The sequence below is a fragment of the Salipaludibacillus keqinensis genome, assembly GCF_003226325.1.
GTDB lineage: Bacteria > Bacillota > Bacilli > Bacillales > Salisediminibacteriaceae > Salipaludibacillus > Salipaludibacillus keqinensis.
In genome coordinates this window covers 574,479-590,601 of sequence record NZ_PDOD01000003.1, presented here as the reverse complement: position 1 = coordinate 590,601, position 16,123 = coordinate 574,479, and the positions used below count along the sequence as shown (strand labels likewise).

Sequence of the window (16,123 nt, the reverse complement as noted above, 5' to 3'; positions counted from 1 at the left end):
AAGGGAGCGATTTCAAATGTCCGAACGTTTTTTTCTATATGATGAAGCAGAAGATACTAAAACACGCTTTGTCAGTTTCATGGGTGAACAGCAGCGATTTGATTTAGCTATCACAACAACCACACGGTATTATGGAAAGAAGCTCGTTCTCAATATGCAATCTAGTCGTTATGCGATTATTGGCACAGATGATTTAGAAGAAGAAGGTTATTTAGAAACCGTTTTTCAGTTAGATGAAGACGACGGACGAGAGTTAAGAGAATTTCTATATGAAGTCATTTAATCGCTAACGTTAACTGAAGACATGAATACATGAAACAGCACCTCGTTATCACATACTAGTGACATGGAGGTGCTGTTTTTGTACTCAAAAGATGAAGAATATGAAGATTTTGCTGCTGTCGAGAAATACCGTCATGAAGTATTGCCTGAAATCACTCCTGAAGGGGCGTACGGTTCCCCTATTGAACCCCCTCTTGGTAAAAGTTCCCCATGGCAACCTGGACAGCGTTCGATTAGTGCTTTCACCTATGAAAATCGCGAGCTTCATGAAGGGTTACAACGTAAAGATCCAGGATCTCACCCACCACATGATGATCCGAAGAAATAAGTAAATATCATTTTATTTATTGCTTATGAATCGTCATGTCACTTTATCCCAAAACCTACCTTATTGAACTTAAAGAAGATGCCCCAAGCTTCAGGGCATCTTCTTTAAGATTTAAGAAGGCTGCTTTTGCTCTTTTACTTTCTTTACAACAAAATAGGCACAACCAAAATTACAATATTCATATAAGTATTCCGGCAAGAAGCTAATCTTCGCATCGGGAGCTGATTTACGATTATTTTCCTCGAAAAATCCTTTTAATCGTAATTGCTCATAGCCCCAATCACCAACAATATAATCGTACTTATTTAATACATCACTATATCTTTCTTTAAAGGCTTCTTCAGACCAACCATCCCGAACTTCTTCAACTACTTCATACGTTTGACCCTGAATTTGAACCATTCACAAACACCTACCTTCACTACTTCTATGTTGCCTTAATTTACGAAAAATTTCAATGTTTACTTCATTTAACTACCCACTATTTACCACAATGTGAGACTCATCAATTGTACATCCTACCATTAAGGAGGTGGATACCAATGATATTAAAAACAAAAATGGCCTTTCTGCTTGTAGTAATCTCACTAGTCTCTGTCGCCTGTGGCAATACAGGTAATACTGACGATCAAACTTTTGATTTTATGAGAGGGTATGGACGGGATGATCAAAGTCAAGCTATCAATAAAGAAGAAGTGCGTAGCAGCGATCCTTACACGCAATATGGCTTTCAACGTAATACGAAAAATTCTGTTAGACAGGAAGGAAGCATCCCAGGATATTCCGTATACGACCGCTCACTTTTAGCTGAGAGCATAAGTGAAATGGCTGCAATGATTAAAGATGTAAATGATGTTGGGGTTCTCGTTACAGATCAACATGTACTTATTGCCTATGCGAGCAATGCTCAAGGTTCGCCTGAACGTGAAAAAGTGGCCGATCAAGTAAAGAAAACAGCCATGTCTGTCGTTCCGTCATACTTCGACATCTACGTAGCCGATTCCCCTGAGTTCATGGATGAAATCGAGCGGTTTAAGGGCAGTTCTTCAAAAAACAACACCCATGCTAAAGCATTAGAACAAACCATTGAACAAATGAAAGAGTTCCCTCAAGGCCAATCAACGGATTCAGAAAATAAAAAGATGCGTAATGAAATGTCATCACACATGAATGATTAGCTATTAATTCATTTGAAAGAAATCGTCACGTATCTGTGACGATTTCTTTCACTTTATCTAGCTTCTGCTGCTGCATTCACTTGCTCATCTGCATGGTAAGAGGAGCGGACAAGAGGACCTGACTCACAGTGCTTAAACCCTTTTTCCATAGCAATTTCTTTTAGTTCAGCGAACTCTTCTGGTGTCCAGTATTTCTTGATTTTCAAATGCGATTTCGTTGGTTGTAAATATTGACCTAGCGTTAAAATATCCACATCAACTGATCGCAAGTCATCCATCGTTTCCATCACTTCTTCTTTCGTTTCTCCCAGTCCAAGCATAAGACTCGATTTAGTTGGAATATTCGGTTTGATTTGTTTAGACCGACGTAATACTTCCAACGTTCTTTCATACGTAGCTCTTGCACGGACGGTTGGAGTGAGTCTGCGAACCGTTTCTACATTATAATTAAATATATTTGGATTGGCTTCGATTAGTGTTCGCAAGTTCTCTTCTTTTCCACCCATGTCTGAAGGAAGAACTTCCACGGAAGTAAATGGACTCTTTCTACGAATTGCTCTCACAGTTTCGGCAAAAACTTTCGCACCGCCGTCTTTTAAATCATCCCTTGCTACCGCAGTGATAACCACATGTTTTAAATCCATTAATTTCACTGAATCAGCCACTCTCTCTGGCTCTTGTTCATCTAATTCTGTGGGGAGCCCTGTTTTCACTGCACAAAATCGGCAGGCTCTTGTGCAAATATCTCCTAAGATCATAAAGGTAGCTGTTTTTCTTTCTGCCCAACATTCATGAATATTTGGACACTTTGCTTCCTCGCATACTGTATGTAAGTTTTTTTCCCTCATCAGCTTTTTTAAGCCTTTATAGGAATCATTTGTATTTAATTTAATTTTTAACCATTCAGGTTTTCGGACATATTCTTCTTGCTTTCCCAATTCACCCACACTCCTTTATCCTCTTTGCATGATTTAAAACGTACGAATCTTTTGTAAGATCATGCTAGTTTTTACTTTAACACGTTATAGAATAGATCTCAAAGGTCTATTTTAGTAGTTATCTTACGTATGAAAACAGCTGTTTTATCAAAGTATAAGGAAAAAGTACTCGAGAGGAGACGATCTTCGTGCCTTTAAGATTGATCATATGTTTTCTAATTTTGATCATATGTCTACCATTTATGCCCTCATCAACCTCAGCGCAAAGTGTTGGGGACATGTCGTCAGAACAACTTGACCAAGAACGGATGGCTTTGTATTTGAAAACAGAAGCTTCCACTTCTCTACCTTGGTATTATTTTGCTGCAGTCGATAGTTATGAACGGGCGCTTCGCCAAGCAAGAAGGGATTTGCCACAAGAAGAAGGCCTAATTGCCATTCATATCTCACCTGAAAAATGGAAAGGGATCACAAATCCTTTGCAAGATGACCAAAACCCTCAGTCGATTGCCTATCATGATGGAATTGGGAAAGACGGTAACGGGGACGGAGTTGCTGACCCAACAAACGACGAAGACCTTTTGTTCACCTTTGCAGATATTCTCTCTTCTTATGGATTTAATGAAAAGGATATTAAAATAGGGCTGTGGGATTATTACCAACGAGATAAAGCTGTAGAGTTGATTCTAGGCCACGCTAAAACTTATCGCACTGCCAACACACTTGATTTAAGAAAACGTGCTTTCCCAGTGCCATTAGGAGCCAATTACAGCTACCGGAGCACGTGGGGGAATGCTCGTGGTTGGGGTGGCAAGAGAATTCATGAAGGAACAGATATATTTGCTGGGCATGGACTTTCAGTCAAAGCAACCACTTATGGCATCGTCGAGCTAAAAGGCTGGAATAAATATGGCGGATGGCGAATTGGCATACGTGACACCAATAACGTTTATCACTATTATGCTCATTTAAGCGGCTTTGAAAAAGGTGTTGAGCGAGGCACTGTTGTTCAACCTGGTGACATCATTGGTTATGTAGGGAGTTCAGGCTATGGAAAAGAAGGAACGCAAGGGAAATTCCCCCCTCATCTCCACTACGGAATGTATAAAGATAATGGGTTTTTTGAATGGTCTTTCGATCCGTACCCATCACTTAGAGCTTGGGAGAAGGCTGAGAGAAGTAGGAAGAGCTCCTGATGCAATAGGTCATTTCCCAGCCAGCACCAACATGATAAGTATTAAAAAATTTCCTATGAAAAGAAATAAGCTCAACGTCTTTAAAGACGTTGAGCTTTCTCTTTGATTTTTTATGAGAAGATATTCAAGAACAGAATCCAAGCAATACCTAATGGTGCTACGATGCGAATAAACCATAACCAAATCATACCTATAACAGAATCTGTAAGTCCTGTTTCTTTCAAGGCATCGACTTGATTCCATCCCCAACCTACGAATAAGGCGATGATCATACCACCGAGAGGTAACGTGTACTTATCTGTGATCGTATCAATCAGATCAAGGAAAGGAAGATCAAAAACGGTAAAAGTTAATGGTCCACCTTGACTGAGTGCTGATGGGACACCAAATAATGTAACAACTACCCCCGCAATGATTGTAGCTTTACGACGTTCCCAATTCATCTTACGCATTAAATAGGATACACTAACTTCCAATAGTGAAATAGCTGAAGATAAAGCTGCAATGGCTACAAGGAAGAAGAAGAAGATCGCGAATATTGTTCCACCCGTACCCATTTGATTAAATACTTCCGGCAACACAATAAAGATCAATCCCGGCCCTGCATCAGGTTCAACATTAGCAAAGGTAAATACTGCAGGGAAGATCATAATCCCGGCAATGATCGCAAACAATGTATCAAGAACAACGACGCCACCTGCTGCACTTGGGAGTCTTGTCTCTTTTGGTAAATAACTACTGTACGTAATCATGGCACCCATACCCAGTGATAAGGTAAAGAATGCTTGACCGACGGCTGCCGCATAGACACTTGGCTCTCCAAATGCACCCCAATCAGGAGTAAATAAGAAGCTTAGCCCTTCTCCCGCACCGTCTAACGTTAAACTATATCCTGCCAAGATGATTAAAATAAGAGCTAGTAAAGGCATGAAAATACGATTTGAAAATTCTATTCCTTTTTTAACACCGAAGAAAACAATGGCTATAACTAACGCCATAAAGAAGAACTGCCAGAATACTGGCCCAACGGAGCCCCCGATAAAGTTCAAGAAGAAATCTGCATAACCACCTTCTTCTACCGCTCCGGCAGAACCGGTTATATAGCTATATAAGAAGTAAACAACCCAACCGGCAATAACACCGTAAAAAGATAAAATTAAGAATGATGTTAATACTCCTAATACACCACCGATCACCCAAGGTTTGCCTGGAGCAATTTTATTAAAGGAGCCAACAACATCTGATTGTCCTCGGCGTCCGATGGAAAATTCAGCGAGTAGTACAGGAAGTCCAACAAGAAAGATACATAATACATAAATTAATAAAAAGGCCGCTCCACCACTATCTCCTGTTACATACGAAAATCGCCAAATATTCCCTAAACCAACTGCGGAACCTACGGCAGCTAATATAAAGCCCATTTTCGTAGCCCATTGTTCCCGTCCTTTATTCATCTCTTTAACCCCTTTCAGTCTCTTTTCCTAGTTACTTGTTAGTAGATCTATTTTTTTATCAATTAGGCCCCTTCTCTTCTTCCCCCCCTTGTCTGAGCCTCTAACTTATATATATTCTGCCTTTACTATCTTATTATAATTATCTGACAATTACTTGTCAAAGTTTTTTCTGAATATTCTATAAAAATTTGAATATATGCACAATAGAGAGACTTTATTCTTGGGTATGTATATTTTTTTCACCATGTCTTTCCACAGCTTAGAAATATTTTCAAGTCATAATTTATACATTCCTTTATACAAAGAAACCCACACCGATAATAGATGTGGGTTCGTAATTATGCTTCTTTATATAACCATTTCGATATAACCAGCTTCAGACCAAATACTGTTAATACAAAGACAACGAGTCCTGTAAGTAAACCGGCCCATACGCTACCAGTAAACCCTAAGACAAGGAAAGACACCGTTGATATAAGCCCTACAATGATCGCATAGGGAAGCTGAGTCAAGACGTGATCAATATGATGACTTCCTGCTCCAGTGGAAGAAAGAATCGTTGTATCAGAAATTGGGGAACAGTGATCACCGAAGATGGCCCCTGCCAAGACCGCGGCTAACACCGGCAACATTAATGTGATATCTGTCACCGCAGCTATTTCACCCGCAATAGGTAACATAATCGCAAATGTGCCCCAAGACGTTCCTGTACTAAATGCCATGAATCCTGCAACGATGAACAACAAAGCAGGCAAATAGCCTAATTGAATGTGTTCATTAACAAGAGAAGCTAAATATTCTCCTGTTCCTAATTCTCCAATGATTTCAATGATTGTCCAGGCAAACACTAAGATATAAATAGCTGGAAGCATAGATTTGATTCCAGCCCATATTCCGATTCCAACATGCTTAACTGGCAAGCTGCGTAAAAAGGAAATGACAATTGTGACGACCAAACTAATTAACCCACCATATAACAATGAAGCAGCAACATCTGTATTTTCAAAGGTAGCAAGTAAAGAGTTCGGGCCCTCTGTTGCTTGCATACCCGTAATGACCATGAACATAACCGTTGCAATAATTAGTGTTGCAATCGGCCATATTAAGTCCATAACGCTTCCTTCTGTCATAGGCTTCGCGTCATCACTTTCACCTGGAACCGGCCCTTTCTCTTTGTCCACAAGTTCTCCAGTTTCTTGAGCGCGTTTCTCGTGCATGCGCATAGGACCGAAATCCAATTTAAAGTAAGCTACAGCAAACACAAGTAAAATAGCAAACACCGCATAGAAATTCATCGGTGCCATTAATAAGAAAGCTTGAAGGGCTTCATATTGCGTAACGCCGTGCGTCACTAAAATACCACCAATGATCGTAATGATATAGGCTCCCCAGCTAGATACTGGAGACACAACACAAATTGGTGCTGCAGTTGAATCTACGACGTAAGCTAGCTTAGCCCTCGAAATACGGTGCCGGTCTGTAAAAGGCCTGCTCACGTTCCCTACTGTCAAACTGTTGAAATAGTCGTCAATAAATATAATTATTCCTAGAAATGCGGAGACAAATTGTGCCCCTACTCTGGACTTCACTTTTGTTAGAGCCCATTCACCAAAGGCGCGGGCACCACCTGTTACCGTAATTAGTGAAGCAATCATTCCAAGAATCAGTAAAAATAAAATAATGTAAAATTCCCACGTGTTCACTCCGCCATCGGTTACGAAAATCCCCGTGACTATTGAAATAATTTGAGCCAACGCTTCGTTTAAGAACAATTCTTCTGATTGATTGACCATCAGAGCTCCTACAATAATCCCAACACCAAGAGATAATAAAACCCTTTTCGTAATCAACACCATAATGAGTGCTAATACAGGTGGTAATAATGATAAAATACCATGTTCCATATGAATCCTCCTTCAAATAATAAATACAAAAAAACGGCAAGAGGAAATCCCTTGCCGCTTCAATATGAAGTCAAGATGATGATTCCCCATCAATAAATCAGTAGTCCTCCACTCAGGTTTCCCTAAAGTGACAGTGTTACACTTATTCAATGTAACCCCAGCTATTGCGTTCTGGACTGAACGCCAATGCTTCGGCAAAACATCCTTTCAAAAACGATCTTCGTCGTCCAACTCCCGTTTTCTACTCTTACGTTTTGCGCCTCTACCTCATCACAGATGAGGTATTCCACCTTTTATTTAATTTTCAAGCCGAAGATTATATTATCAAACCTTCCAGTACTTTTCAACCTTTTAATCCGAAAAATGCTCATCAAATTCTTCTGGACGCTGGATCACCGCCGGAGTCATCCCACCTTCTCCTCCAGAACCACTGTAGAACTCTGGAACTTCTCCTGGGATCCATACCATCGCTACAGGAATCGAAGTCTTTACCACTTCTGTATCTGTTGCAAATGGAATAACGACTTTTACGTCAACTTCTATTTCTACAGAGACACTCATGTACGTATTATTAATCCCTACATGCAGAACGTTTTCTTTTAATTGAGATTTTACATCCCCGATCGCTGATAATCGAACGGGTACTCGTGGACCTAAGTGGGCAAGTAACGCATTATTTGTTGCTTGACCTAGTGGAATCATGTGAATGATCCCATCTTCTGAGAAAGTCGCTCCCTCACTGTGAATATCCACTTCATTAGGAATGCGTATATCCCTTACTCGGCCGTGTTCAATATCGTTCAAGTAATTTTGCACCCGTTTTGTTGTTTCTTGCAATACCCGATTATAAATCACTGGATTGTATTGGACGAACATCACCTTTCCTTGATCATCTTTTTCCACCTCCACTAACTCCTCCATTTCTGTGTCTTCTAAAATATGGCGGGAAATGGCATCATTAATAGCTAGTGTACCGATTCGTTGTGTCTCTGTTTTAGCAATTTCAATTAACGTCGGTCTAATCCCCTTTTCAACAACAACCAGACCATAAATGGTCAAGATCGCAAATATGATTAAAGATATAGAAAAGACATACTTAAAAGGAAGAGGTCCCTTTTTCTTGCGGCGAGGCCGCTTGGTGCGGAAAGTTTTCATGGTCAATTCCCCCTCTACAACACATTCATATGCAAGAGAACAGGGAGATTGTACTAATAAAAAAAGAACTTGAGAAAAACATCTCAAGTCCAGTTCCTAAAAAAAGTTAGAAACTTCAGGATCAAACCTGAAGTGTTCACTTCTTAAATTCGTTCATAAATAATGAACGTGTGAGGATATGGATTTTTTTCGTCTACAATTCCTTTTTCTGAAGAGACAACTTTCCACTCAAGATCAGAGATGGGAGGAAAATGTGTGTCGCCTTCAAAAGTTGCCTCAATTTCTGTGATATACAATCGTTCTGCTTTTTTCATAAGCTGCTCATAGATCGTCGCCCCGCCAATGACGAAAAATTCTTTCTCATCCGCCATGAGAGGATCCACTTCAGAAAAGTCGTGAATGACTTCTATCCCTTGTGAAGTGAAATCTTTATCTCTCGTTAAAACTATGTTTTGTCTCTTCGGCAACGGTCGCCCAATCGATTCAAACGTCTTCCTCCCCATCAATACCGGATGGCCACTTGTCACATTCTTGAAATGTTTCAAGTCTGCTGGGAGATGCCAAGGCATTTCGCCGTCCTTCCCAATCACGCGTCCTTTGGAAAAAGCTGCGATCATGGAGATCATACGGAGACCTCCCCTTTAATATGAGGATGAGGATCATAGTCAATTAATTCAAAATCATCAATCGTAAAGTCCTCAATTTTTTTCTTATCTGGATTTAACTTCATTGTCGGTAAAGACCGTGGTTCTCTCGTCAATTGAAGGTTCACTTGCTCCACATGATTAAGGTAAATATGGGCGTCCCCTAATGTATGAACAAAATCCCCTACTTCCAATCCACATTCTTGAGCAATCATCATCGTTAACAAAGAGTATGATGCAATGTTAAATGGAACTCCTAGGAATACGTCTGCACTACGTTGATAGAGCTGGCAAGATAATTTACCATCCGCTACATAAAACTGAAACAAACAGTGACAAGGAGCCAAAGCCATCTTGTCTAAATCTGCAACATTCCATGCATTTACCACTAACCTTCTAGAGTCAGGGTTCGTTTTAATTTGCTCAATGATTTCTCCAAGTTGATCAATCGTCTCCCCATTACTAGCCGGCCACGAACGCCACTGTTTTCCATATATTGGACCTAAATCGCCGTTTTCATCTGCCCATTCATTCCAAATTCGAACGTTATTTTCTTTTAAATACTCAATGTTCGTCTCACCTTTAATAAACCATAATAGCTCATGAATAATCGCCCGTAACGCCAACTTTTTCGTTGTTAAAACGGGGAAACCTTTTGATAGATCAAACCTCATTTGATATCCAAATGTACTAATCGTTCCTGTTCCTGTACGATCGTCTTTCTCCGTGCCCTCTTGGAGAATATGATTGCATAAATCTAAATACGTTTTCATTTCATCACCTCGAATAATCATTCTCTTTGAACCGATTCTTTACCGAGCCGTAGTGTAGGCTCCTATCGTTGTTTCACATTCTACAATAGTAACATTTAATTCGGTAGCCAAATCCAAGTCGTACTCACATGGTAGCTGATTTTCTTCCATTAGCACTCTGATCACTGGTCTAGAGGGTAAATTCTTATTGTTTTGTGCAACCACACCTTCTCGACCATCACTTAACTTCACTTCTAAACCTACTGGATAAATCGCTACAATTTTAGAAAAAAGATCGACTGCATCTTTATCAAAAAGGGTACCAGCGCCACTGTATAAAAGCTCCATACCTTCATGTGGTAGCATCGCTCGACGATAGACACGATTTGACGTCACCGCATCAAATACATCAGCGATTCCAATGATTTTTGCATAGAAGTGAATGTCATCACCTGATATGTTTCTAGGATAACCAGAACCATCAATACGTTCATGATGCTGGAAAGCACAATGCGCCGTCAACAAGGAAAGTGTGTGCGATTTTCTTAACATTTCAAATCCAACTGTCGCATGGCTTTGAATTTGGTCAAATTCTTCATCCGATAATTTCTCTTGTTTATTCAAAATCTCTATCGGTATGCTCATCTTCCCGATATCATGGAGCATCGCTCCTAAGCCGAGCTCGTGTAGCTGAGGATCCGTTAATCCCATTTTTTGTCCTAATGCTAACGAATAGACGGTCACATTTAATGAATGATGAAACACATAGGAATCATAAGAGATCACGTCTGAGAGCATCGACACGGCTTCTTTATTGGACTGTATTTCGGATAAAATCTCTTTAACAATCGTTGAGAAGGAAGGGGAAAGTCCATCAATATCTACAGCTTTTCCTAAGGCCATTTGTTTCGAAATGGTCGTAAAGTTCTCTTGAATGTCTTTTAATGATTTGGACCGTACTTTTCCATTAATCGTATCTTCTACGTAAATATCGGTAGTTGATGAATCTTCAATATAAATATAAGAAATTCCTTTTTCCTTTAACCGATCTATCATTCGATCTGACAGAACCACACCAATGTTCAAGAGGGTTTGGCCAAGATCATTATAAATTGGCTTGGCTAAACGATCTTGGTTGGATACAGAATATATCGACTTCATTTTCATTTAAATCCCGTTCCTTCCATGACTCCTGCTTTGAATTGCCCTTTTATTTCGGAGAATGTCCTTGATTTAATTTCCATGCTAATAAATCTCTTAAGAACTCGGGCATGAAATACTCTTTCTCCCGAATGGAACTGATTGTAGGATATAAATGACCAAATGTGAACATATCTAATGTAGCTAATTTATAAAGTCGACTCTTTTCAAGAAGTTCTCCGTTTATTAACACATTTCTCTCATTCACATACCTCTGTTTACCAACCACTTCAATATTGTCAAAAATCATCTGTCCCAATACTTTTCCACGGAAGCCGTACCCTTTCAATGGGAAATGAACCATTTCATCTTGCTGTGATTGACGAATCGTTTCCAATAATCTTTCTCCTGAAATCATCACAGTTGCTGGATTAATTGGGTGGGGACAAATTTCATGCAAATCTCCAAGTGTGACCGGTCCTTTCTCTAAACTACGAAGAATAACGCCCGCATTTACCATGGCAATATCAGCATTACACCATTGTCGCAACGTTTCTGATAACAACGAAGCAAATGCACTAGGTTCATACCAATTGACTGTGAGTTCCGATGAAAGTACCGTGACTTCTTTATTAAGCAATTGCTTTCCTTCAGTCATCAGTTTTTCAAGGGAAGCTTCTGATACGGCATCACGGATCTTCTCATTCACTTTCAAAGACTGTACTTGGTCAACCTCTACAGTAAAAGAGCCTGTCTCAGTCTCCTCAAAATTTATTGTAACATCACCTACATAGGTACCTGATCTGCCAGACTGATTGATCCATGTTTGGTTTACTTTCTTACCTGATTCTAATACGTGATGAGTATGAGCCCCTAAGATAAGATCAATACTGGGAAATTCTCTGGCCATTTTTTCGTCTTCGCTCAATCCTAAATGAGACAAACATACAAGGAAGTCAACTTCTGAACGAAGGAAATTTACTGTTTCTTCAAGCGCAGAAAAGGGATCGGTTACCTTCCATCCCAATGTTTCATAGAAAAGCTTGAATGGGATTGTGACACCTGTTACCCCAACTTTCAAGCCCGAATCTAACGTATATATTTGATAAGCTGTGGCCCAAGACGGCCTTTTATCATCAATATTCTTTAAATTGCTAAGAATGATTTTGAATTCAGCTAATTCATACAAGTCATCCAAGTCTTGTTTCGAAAAGGTGATCCCTTCATTATTCCCTATCGTGACAGCATCATAATTCATCTCGTTTAGAAGTTGCACATTCCCTTTTCCTAACAACGCTTCGGTCATAGGATGAACCCTGTCACAGTGATCACCAATATCAAACAACAAGACTTCTTCTTGATTGAGGTGCGCTTCCTCTCGCAACTTGTTTATAAGAGCAGTGACTGCTGGCCATTTCTCCAGTTGACTATGTAAATCATTTGTATGGATAATTCGCAATTTCTCGATCGTCAATAGACACGACATCCTTCCATTCTTCTTCATTTCGAGAAGGTATTAAAGACCCGTTACTCCTTGGTATATCAATCTAACACCAATAATAATCAAGAAAATTCGTAGCATCAATACGACTGTATCACTCGTCATTCTTCTGTTGATCGCAGCACCCAATTGTCCTCCAACCCAAGCACCAGGAATAAGCGCCAGAGCGTAAAACCAATCCACGTTTCCTAAACTAATGTGTGAAATAGAACTGACGGTTGCAGATAAGAACACGAGAAACATGGACGTCGCTACAGCGAGATGAGGTGGAAAGGCAAAGAGCAAAATCATCGCCGGCACCATCAGGGATCCGCCACCAATTCCAAATAACCCGGAAAACATACCGACAAAGAAAGAAATGATAACTGCTACGATAGGTTGAAAACCGTAGTGCATTGTCTGCCCTGTTTCATTCACATATGACCTTTGAATTCCCTTCGCTTTAAGTTGCAAAGGCTTAATGTGTTTTCGAACCATTAATACAAATGAAACGAATACAATGAAAATTCCAAAGGCGATGAGAAAGACATCTACATTGATGTCTTTATTTAACCACACCCCAAACAAAGCCCCCGGACCGCTTCCAATAAAAAAAATAAGTCCACTTTGAATATCTACTTTTTTTTGTTTTACATAGGCAAGTGTCGAGGACAACCCCGTAAAAATCATAATTAAAAGAGAGGTACCAACAGCTATTTGAGGAGTGATCCCATTTAATATGGAGGAGTATTCACTTAATATCATTAACGCAGGAACGATGATGATGCCGCCACCTAATCCCATAATACTACCTAATATTGCTGCCACTAATCCTAATAAGGCTAATACAATCCATTCCATTTATTAATCCTGCTTCCTAAACCGGTTCTAATAATTCATCCTTGTAATAAAGTATACACTGCATATTACGGAAGTTGTCGAACCATTGCAATTATATTTATGAATGTTTTCATAATAACTCCTCTAATAAAGGTTTATTCTTCAAACAAGTTTAATTGCCGAGGAGCTAAACCTTCATACTTAATGGCTAATTTATTCATCAAGGTCTGAGCATTTCCAGCAGCATGCCCTCCTGAATTATTATTAAACACGATATATGTTTGGTTTGCTTGAAGAGACAAGTGATGAATTTCTTTACTTAACTCGTCCAATTCCTTTTCAGAATAATCATATAAATAACGAACGTCCCGCCATTCCTCACCTTTAACTGGTTTATTCCAAGCTGCTTTGTTTCTTCCGTGAAGGCGTACAAATGATTTTTGCTTATGTGTCACGATCGGCACAAACGGAACTGATCTTTCTCCAGCTTGTGGTTCATCACATATGGAATGAATCCAGTTATCCTCCGCCATAAATGCTAATGTTTTCTGTTTATATGTATCGTTATACCAAGACTGATGACGAAACTCCAAAGCTACTTCAAATTCTGCTAATTGTTCTCGAACCATTTTCAAATACTGCACATGTTTTTTTTGACAGTCAAACCACGGAGGAAATTGGCATAAAACCATCGCTAACTTTCCAGCTTTTTTCATCGGTCGGAACGCTTCAGTAAATGCTTGAAACATTTGTTCTTTCGTTTCAAACGGAATTTCTCCTCTTTGGTGACCAGTCATCCCTTGATATGCTTTCACAATAAATTGAAAGGTTTCTGGCGTCTCATGAATCCATTTTTCAATATTTCTCTTAGGAGGAATTGCATAAAAAGATGAATCAAGTTCTACGATTGGAAAATGACCTGCATAGGCATAAAGTTTATTAGACGGTGACTTTACGTCTTCATAAAGAGAATGGTGATCTCCCCAACCTGTCAAACCGATGTTTATTTTACCCATTGTTGATTAGCTCCCTCCAACAAAAAAGAAGAGCGGATCCAGATCATCTAGATCCACTATTCCCTTCTAAAAAATGAGTAGTATAAGATGAATTGTACAGTTAAAATCTTTATGTATTCATTATAATCTCTTCGTCGAGAGTGAGCAAATCGAAAAGATTTTCTTCATTTATTTAATATTACCTTCACTGACCCCTTTAAAAGGCGACTATTATGAGAGTGCAGGGATACGAGCAAAAAGCGAACCCAGTTGAAACTGGATTCGCTGACTTAAAACAATATTAACCGATAGAACCTTCCATTTCAAACTTGATTAAACGGTTCATCTCTACGGCATATTCCATAGGAAGCTCTTTCGTAAATGGCTCAATGAAGCCCATTACGATCATTTCTGTGGCTTCTTGCTCAGAGATTCCGCGACTCATCAAGTAAAAAAGTTGTTCTTCTGAAACTTTAGAGACGGTTGCTTCGTGCTCTAATGTGATGTCATTATTTAAGATCTCATTATATGGGATCGTATCGGACGTGGATTCATTATCCATAATCAGTGTATCACATTCGATATTCGCTTTAGAGCCCTCAGACTTACGACCAAAGTGACAAATACCACGATACGTTACTTTACCACCTTGCTTGGAGATGGATTTAGACACGATCGTTGACGAACAATCAGGTGCTAAGTGATGCATTTTTGCTCCTGCATCCTGATGCTGCCCTTTACCGGCGATGGCGATTGAAAGAACGTTTCCGCGAGCTCCGCGGCCTTTCATTACAACTGCTGGATATTTCATTGTCAATTTAGAGCCGATGTTTCCATCTACCCATTCCATAACGGCATTTTCTTCAGCTACCGCACGCTTTGTTACTAAGTTGAATACGTTTGGTGCCCAGTTTTGAATAGTAGTGTAGCGGCAGTAAGCGTCTTTTTTAACGATAATCTCAACAACGGCACTGTGTAAAGAATTCGTTGTATAGACTGGTGCTGTACAACCTTCCACATAGTGAACAGAGCTGTCTTCATCAGCAATAATAAGCGTACGCTCGAACTGTCCCATGTTTTCAGAGTTAATTCTGAAATATGCTTGAAGAGGTGTATCTGTCTTCACGCCTTTTGGTACATAGATGAATGATCCACCAGACCATACAGCTGAGTTCAACGCTGCGAACTTGTTGTCCGTTGGCGGAATCACTGTACCAAAGTGCTTTCTGAAAATTTCAGGCTCCTCTTTTAGAGCAGTATCTGTGTCCTTGAAAATGACACCCATATCTTCAAGTTCTTCTTGCATGTTGTGGTAGACCACTTCTGACTCGTATTGAGCCGAAACACCAGCAAGGTACTTTTGCTCTGCTTCAGGGATTCCTAATTTATCAAAAGTGTTTTTGATCTCTTCAGGAACTTCATCCCATGAGCGCTCAGATTTCTCAGATGGTTTCACGTAGTACGTGATATCATCGAAATGCAACTCAGCTAAGTTTCCACCCCACTGAGGCATAGGCATTTTATAAAACTGTTCAAGGGACTTTAAACGGAAATCGAGCATCCATTGAGGCTCATCTTTCATGCGGGAAATTTCCTCAACAATTTCACGAGTTAACCCTTTTTTTGAACGGAAAATCGATACGTCTTTATCATGAAAGCCATATTGATATTCACTGATTTCTGGCATTTTCTTAGCCATGTGAAACCCTCCTCTTTTAATTCAAAGATAGCGTAAGCCATCTTTCTCTATACAAAAACGTTTATGAACGGTAGACAACTTCTAGTTAAAAGGCCTTTAACGAAACCCGATTAAAAAACAGTCGGAAACCCTTAGCCT

The 16,123-nt window shown here is 39.7% G+C and carries 16 protein-coding genes and 1 riboswitch; of the genes, 4 read left to right on the top strand and 12 right to left on the bottom strand.

Annotated elements, in window-relative coordinates:
- The first annotated feature begins 16 nt into the window (after positions 1-16).
- Together CR194_RS14885 and CR194_RS14880 are read left to right on the top strand one after the other, a co-directional pair.
- Positions 17-283, top strand: a complete 267-nt coding sequence (locus CR194_RS14885) for a DUF3055 domain-containing protein (RefSeq protein WP_110610462.1) — start codon at positions 17-19, stop codon at positions 281-283.
- A 69-nt stretch (positions 284-352) separates the two neighbouring features.
- Entirely contained in the window at positions 353-610 is a 258-nt protein-coding gene (locus CR194_RS14880; protein WP_332888675.1) for a hypothetical protein, read from the top strand.
- A 111-nt stretch (positions 611-721) separates the two neighbouring features.
- Here the strand turns inward: CR194_RS14880 and CR194_RS14875 are convergent, their stop codons facing one another.
- A complete protein-coding gene (locus tag CR194_RS14875) occupies positions 722-1,012 on the bottom strand; it encodes a YutD family protein (RefSeq protein WP_110610460.1) in 291 nt (96 codons plus the stop codon).
- A 140-nt stretch (positions 1,013-1,152) separates the two neighbouring features.
- Here CR194_RS14875 and CR194_RS14870 point away from each other — a divergent pair, with 140 nt between their 5' ends.
- Positions 1,153-1,788 carry a YhcN/YlaJ family sporulation lipoprotein gene (locus CR194_RS14870; RefSeq protein ID WP_110610459.1) on the top strand — a complete coding sequence of 212 codons (636 nt, stop codon included), beginning with the start codon at positions 1,153-1,155 and terminating at the stop codon, positions 1,786-1,788.
- 53 nt (positions 1,789-1,841) lie between these two features.
- Here CR194_RS14870 and lipA read toward each other — a convergent pair whose 3' ends face one another.
- On the bottom strand, positions 1,842-2,726 hold the full coding sequence (gene lipA, locus CR194_RS14865) for a lipoyl synthase (RefSeq protein ID WP_110610528.1): 885 nt from the start codon (positions 2,724-2,726) through the stop codon (positions 1,842-1,844).
- A gap of 242 nt (positions 2,727-2,968) precedes the next feature.
- Here lipA and CR194_RS14860 point away from each other — a divergent pair, with 242 nt between their 5' ends.
- Positions 2,969-3,922 (top strand): M23 family metallopeptidase, encoded by a 954-nt coding sequence (locus tag CR194_RS14860; RefSeq protein WP_110610527.1) that lies wholly within the window; start codon positions 2,969-2,971, stop codon positions 3,920-3,922.
- 110 nt (positions 3,923-4,032) lie between these two features.
- Here CR194_RS14860 and CR194_RS14855 read toward each other — a convergent pair whose 3' ends face one another.
- From CR194_RS14855 to sufB, 10 genes are all read right to left on the bottom strand, one after another.
- Positions 4,033-5,376: a sodium-dependent transporter gene (locus tag CR194_RS14855; protein ID WP_110610458.1), complete on the bottom strand. Its 1,344-nt coding sequence runs from the start codon at positions 5,374-5,376 to the stop codon at positions 4,033-4,035.
- A 338-nt stretch (positions 5,377-5,714) separates the two neighbouring features.
- The gene (locus tag CR194_RS14850; protein WP_110610457.1) at positions 5,715-7,280 is read right to left on the bottom strand and encodes a Na+/H+ antiporter NhaC family protein; all 1,566 of its coding nucleotides are present in this window, start codon (positions 7,278-7,280) and stop codon (positions 5,715-5,717) included.
- Positions 7,281-7,373: 93 nt separating this feature from the next.
- A riboswitch (Lysine riboswitch) is annotated at positions 7,374-7,553 on the bottom strand.
- Between the two features lie 78 nt (positions 7,554-7,631).
- The gene (gene yunB, locus CR194_RS14845; RefSeq protein WP_110610456.1) at positions 7,632-8,435 is read right to left on the bottom strand and encodes a sporulation protein YunB; all 804 of its coding nucleotides are present in this window, start codon (positions 8,433-8,435) and stop codon (positions 7,632-7,634) included.
- A 143-nt stretch (positions 8,436-8,578) separates the two neighbouring features.
- The gene (locus tag CR194_RS14840) at positions 8,579-9,061 is read right to left on the bottom strand and encodes a dihydrofolate reductase (protein ID WP_110610455.1); all 483 of its coding nucleotides are present in this window, start codon (positions 9,059-9,061) and stop codon (positions 8,579-8,581) included.
- Positions 9,058-9,852, bottom strand: coding sequence for a thymidylate synthase (locus tag CR194_RS14835; RefSeq protein WP_110610526.1), 795 nt, complete (start codon positions 9,850-9,852; stop codon positions 9,058-9,060). The genes CR194_RS14840 and CR194_RS14835 overlap by 4 nt, the downstream gene beginning before the upstream one ends.
- Positions 9,853-9,891: 39 nt before the next feature.
- Positions 9,892-10,992 (bottom strand): HD-GYP domain-containing protein, encoded by a 1,101-nt coding sequence (locus tag CR194_RS14830; RefSeq protein ID WP_332888672.1) that lies wholly within the window; start codon positions 10,990-10,992, stop codon positions 9,892-9,894.
- A 49-nt stretch (positions 10,993-11,041) separates the two neighbouring features.
- The gene (locus tag CR194_RS14825; protein ID WP_110610453.1) at positions 11,042-12,445 is read right to left on the bottom strand and encodes a bifunctional metallophosphatase/5'-nucleotidase; all 1,404 of its coding nucleotides are present in this window, start codon (positions 12,443-12,445) and stop codon (positions 11,042-11,044) included.
- A gap of 42 nt (positions 12,446-12,487) precedes the next feature.
- Positions 12,488-13,312, bottom strand: a complete 825-nt coding sequence (locus tag CR194_RS14820; RefSeq protein ID WP_110610452.1) for a sulfite exporter TauE/SafE family protein — start codon at positions 13,310-13,312, stop codon at positions 12,488-12,490.
- Positions 13,313-13,446: 134 nt separating this feature from the next.
- Positions 13,447-14,307 (bottom strand): DUF72 domain-containing protein, encoded by an 861-nt coding sequence (locus tag CR194_RS14815; RefSeq protein WP_110610451.1) that lies wholly within the window; start codon positions 14,305-14,307, stop codon positions 13,447-13,449.
- A 280-nt stretch (positions 14,308-14,587) separates the two neighbouring features.
- Positions 14,588-15,985: a Fe-S cluster assembly protein SufB gene (sufB, locus tag CR194_RS14810; RefSeq protein WP_110610450.1), complete on the bottom strand. Its 1,398-nt coding sequence runs from the start codon at positions 15,983-15,985 to the stop codon at positions 14,588-14,590.
- Between the last annotated feature and the right edge of the window lie 138 nt (positions 15,986-16,123).

What these genes read in the sequence shown, in the direction of transcription:
- CR194_RS14885 (WP_110610462.1), top strand. Translation starts at nt 17, where the DNA reads ATGTCCGAACGTTTTTTTCTATATGATGAAGCAGAAGATACTAAAACA.
- CR194_RS14875 (WP_110610460.1), bottom strand. Translation starts at nt 1,012, where the DNA reads ATGGTTCAAATTCAGGGTCAAACGTATGAAGTAGTTGAAGAAGTTCGG.
- CR194_RS14870 (WP_110610459.1), top strand. Translation starts at nt 1,153, where the DNA reads ATGATATTAAAAACAAAAATGGCCTTTCTGCTTGTAGTAATCTCACTA.
- CR194_RS14860 (WP_110610527.1), top strand. Translation starts at nt 2,969, where the DNA reads ATGCCCTCATCAACCTCAGCGCAAAGTGTTGGGGACATGTCGTCAGAA.
- CR194_RS14855 (WP_110610458.1), bottom strand. Translation starts at nt 5,376, where the DNA reads ATGAATAAAGGACGGGAACAATGGGCTACGAAAATGGGCTTTATATTA.
- CR194_RS14850 (WP_110610457.1), bottom strand. Translation starts at nt 7,280, where the DNA reads ATGGAACATGGTATTTTATCATTATTACCACCTGTATTAGCACTCATT.
- yunB (WP_110610456.1), bottom strand. Translation starts at nt 8,435, where the DNA reads ATGAAAACTTTCCGCACCAAGCGGCCTCGCCGCAAGAAAAAGGGACCT.
- CR194_RS14840 (WP_110610455.1), bottom strand. Translation starts at nt 9,061, where the DNA reads ATGATCTCCATGATCGCAGCTTTTTCCAAAGGACGCGTGATTGGGAAG.
- CR194_RS14835 (WP_110610526.1), bottom strand. Translation starts at nt 9,852, where the DNA reads ATGAAAACGTATTTAGATTTATGCAATCATATTCTCCAAGAGGGCACG.
- CR194_RS14830 (WP_332888672.1), bottom strand. Translation starts at nt 10,992, where the DNA reads ATGAAGTCGATATATTCTGTATCCAACCAAGATCGTTTAGCCAAGCCA.
- CR194_RS14820 (WP_110610452.1), bottom strand. Translation starts at nt 13,312, where the DNA reads ATGGAATGGATTGTATTAGCCTTATTAGGATTAGTGGCAGCAATATTA.
- CR194_RS14815 (WP_110610451.1), bottom strand. Translation starts at nt 14,307, where the DNA reads ATGGGTAAAATAAACATCGGTTTGACAGGTTGGGGAGATCACCATTCT.
- sufB (WP_110610450.1), bottom strand. Translation starts at nt 15,985, where the DNA reads ATGGCTAAGAAAATGCCAGAAATCAGTGAATATCAATATGGCTTTCAT.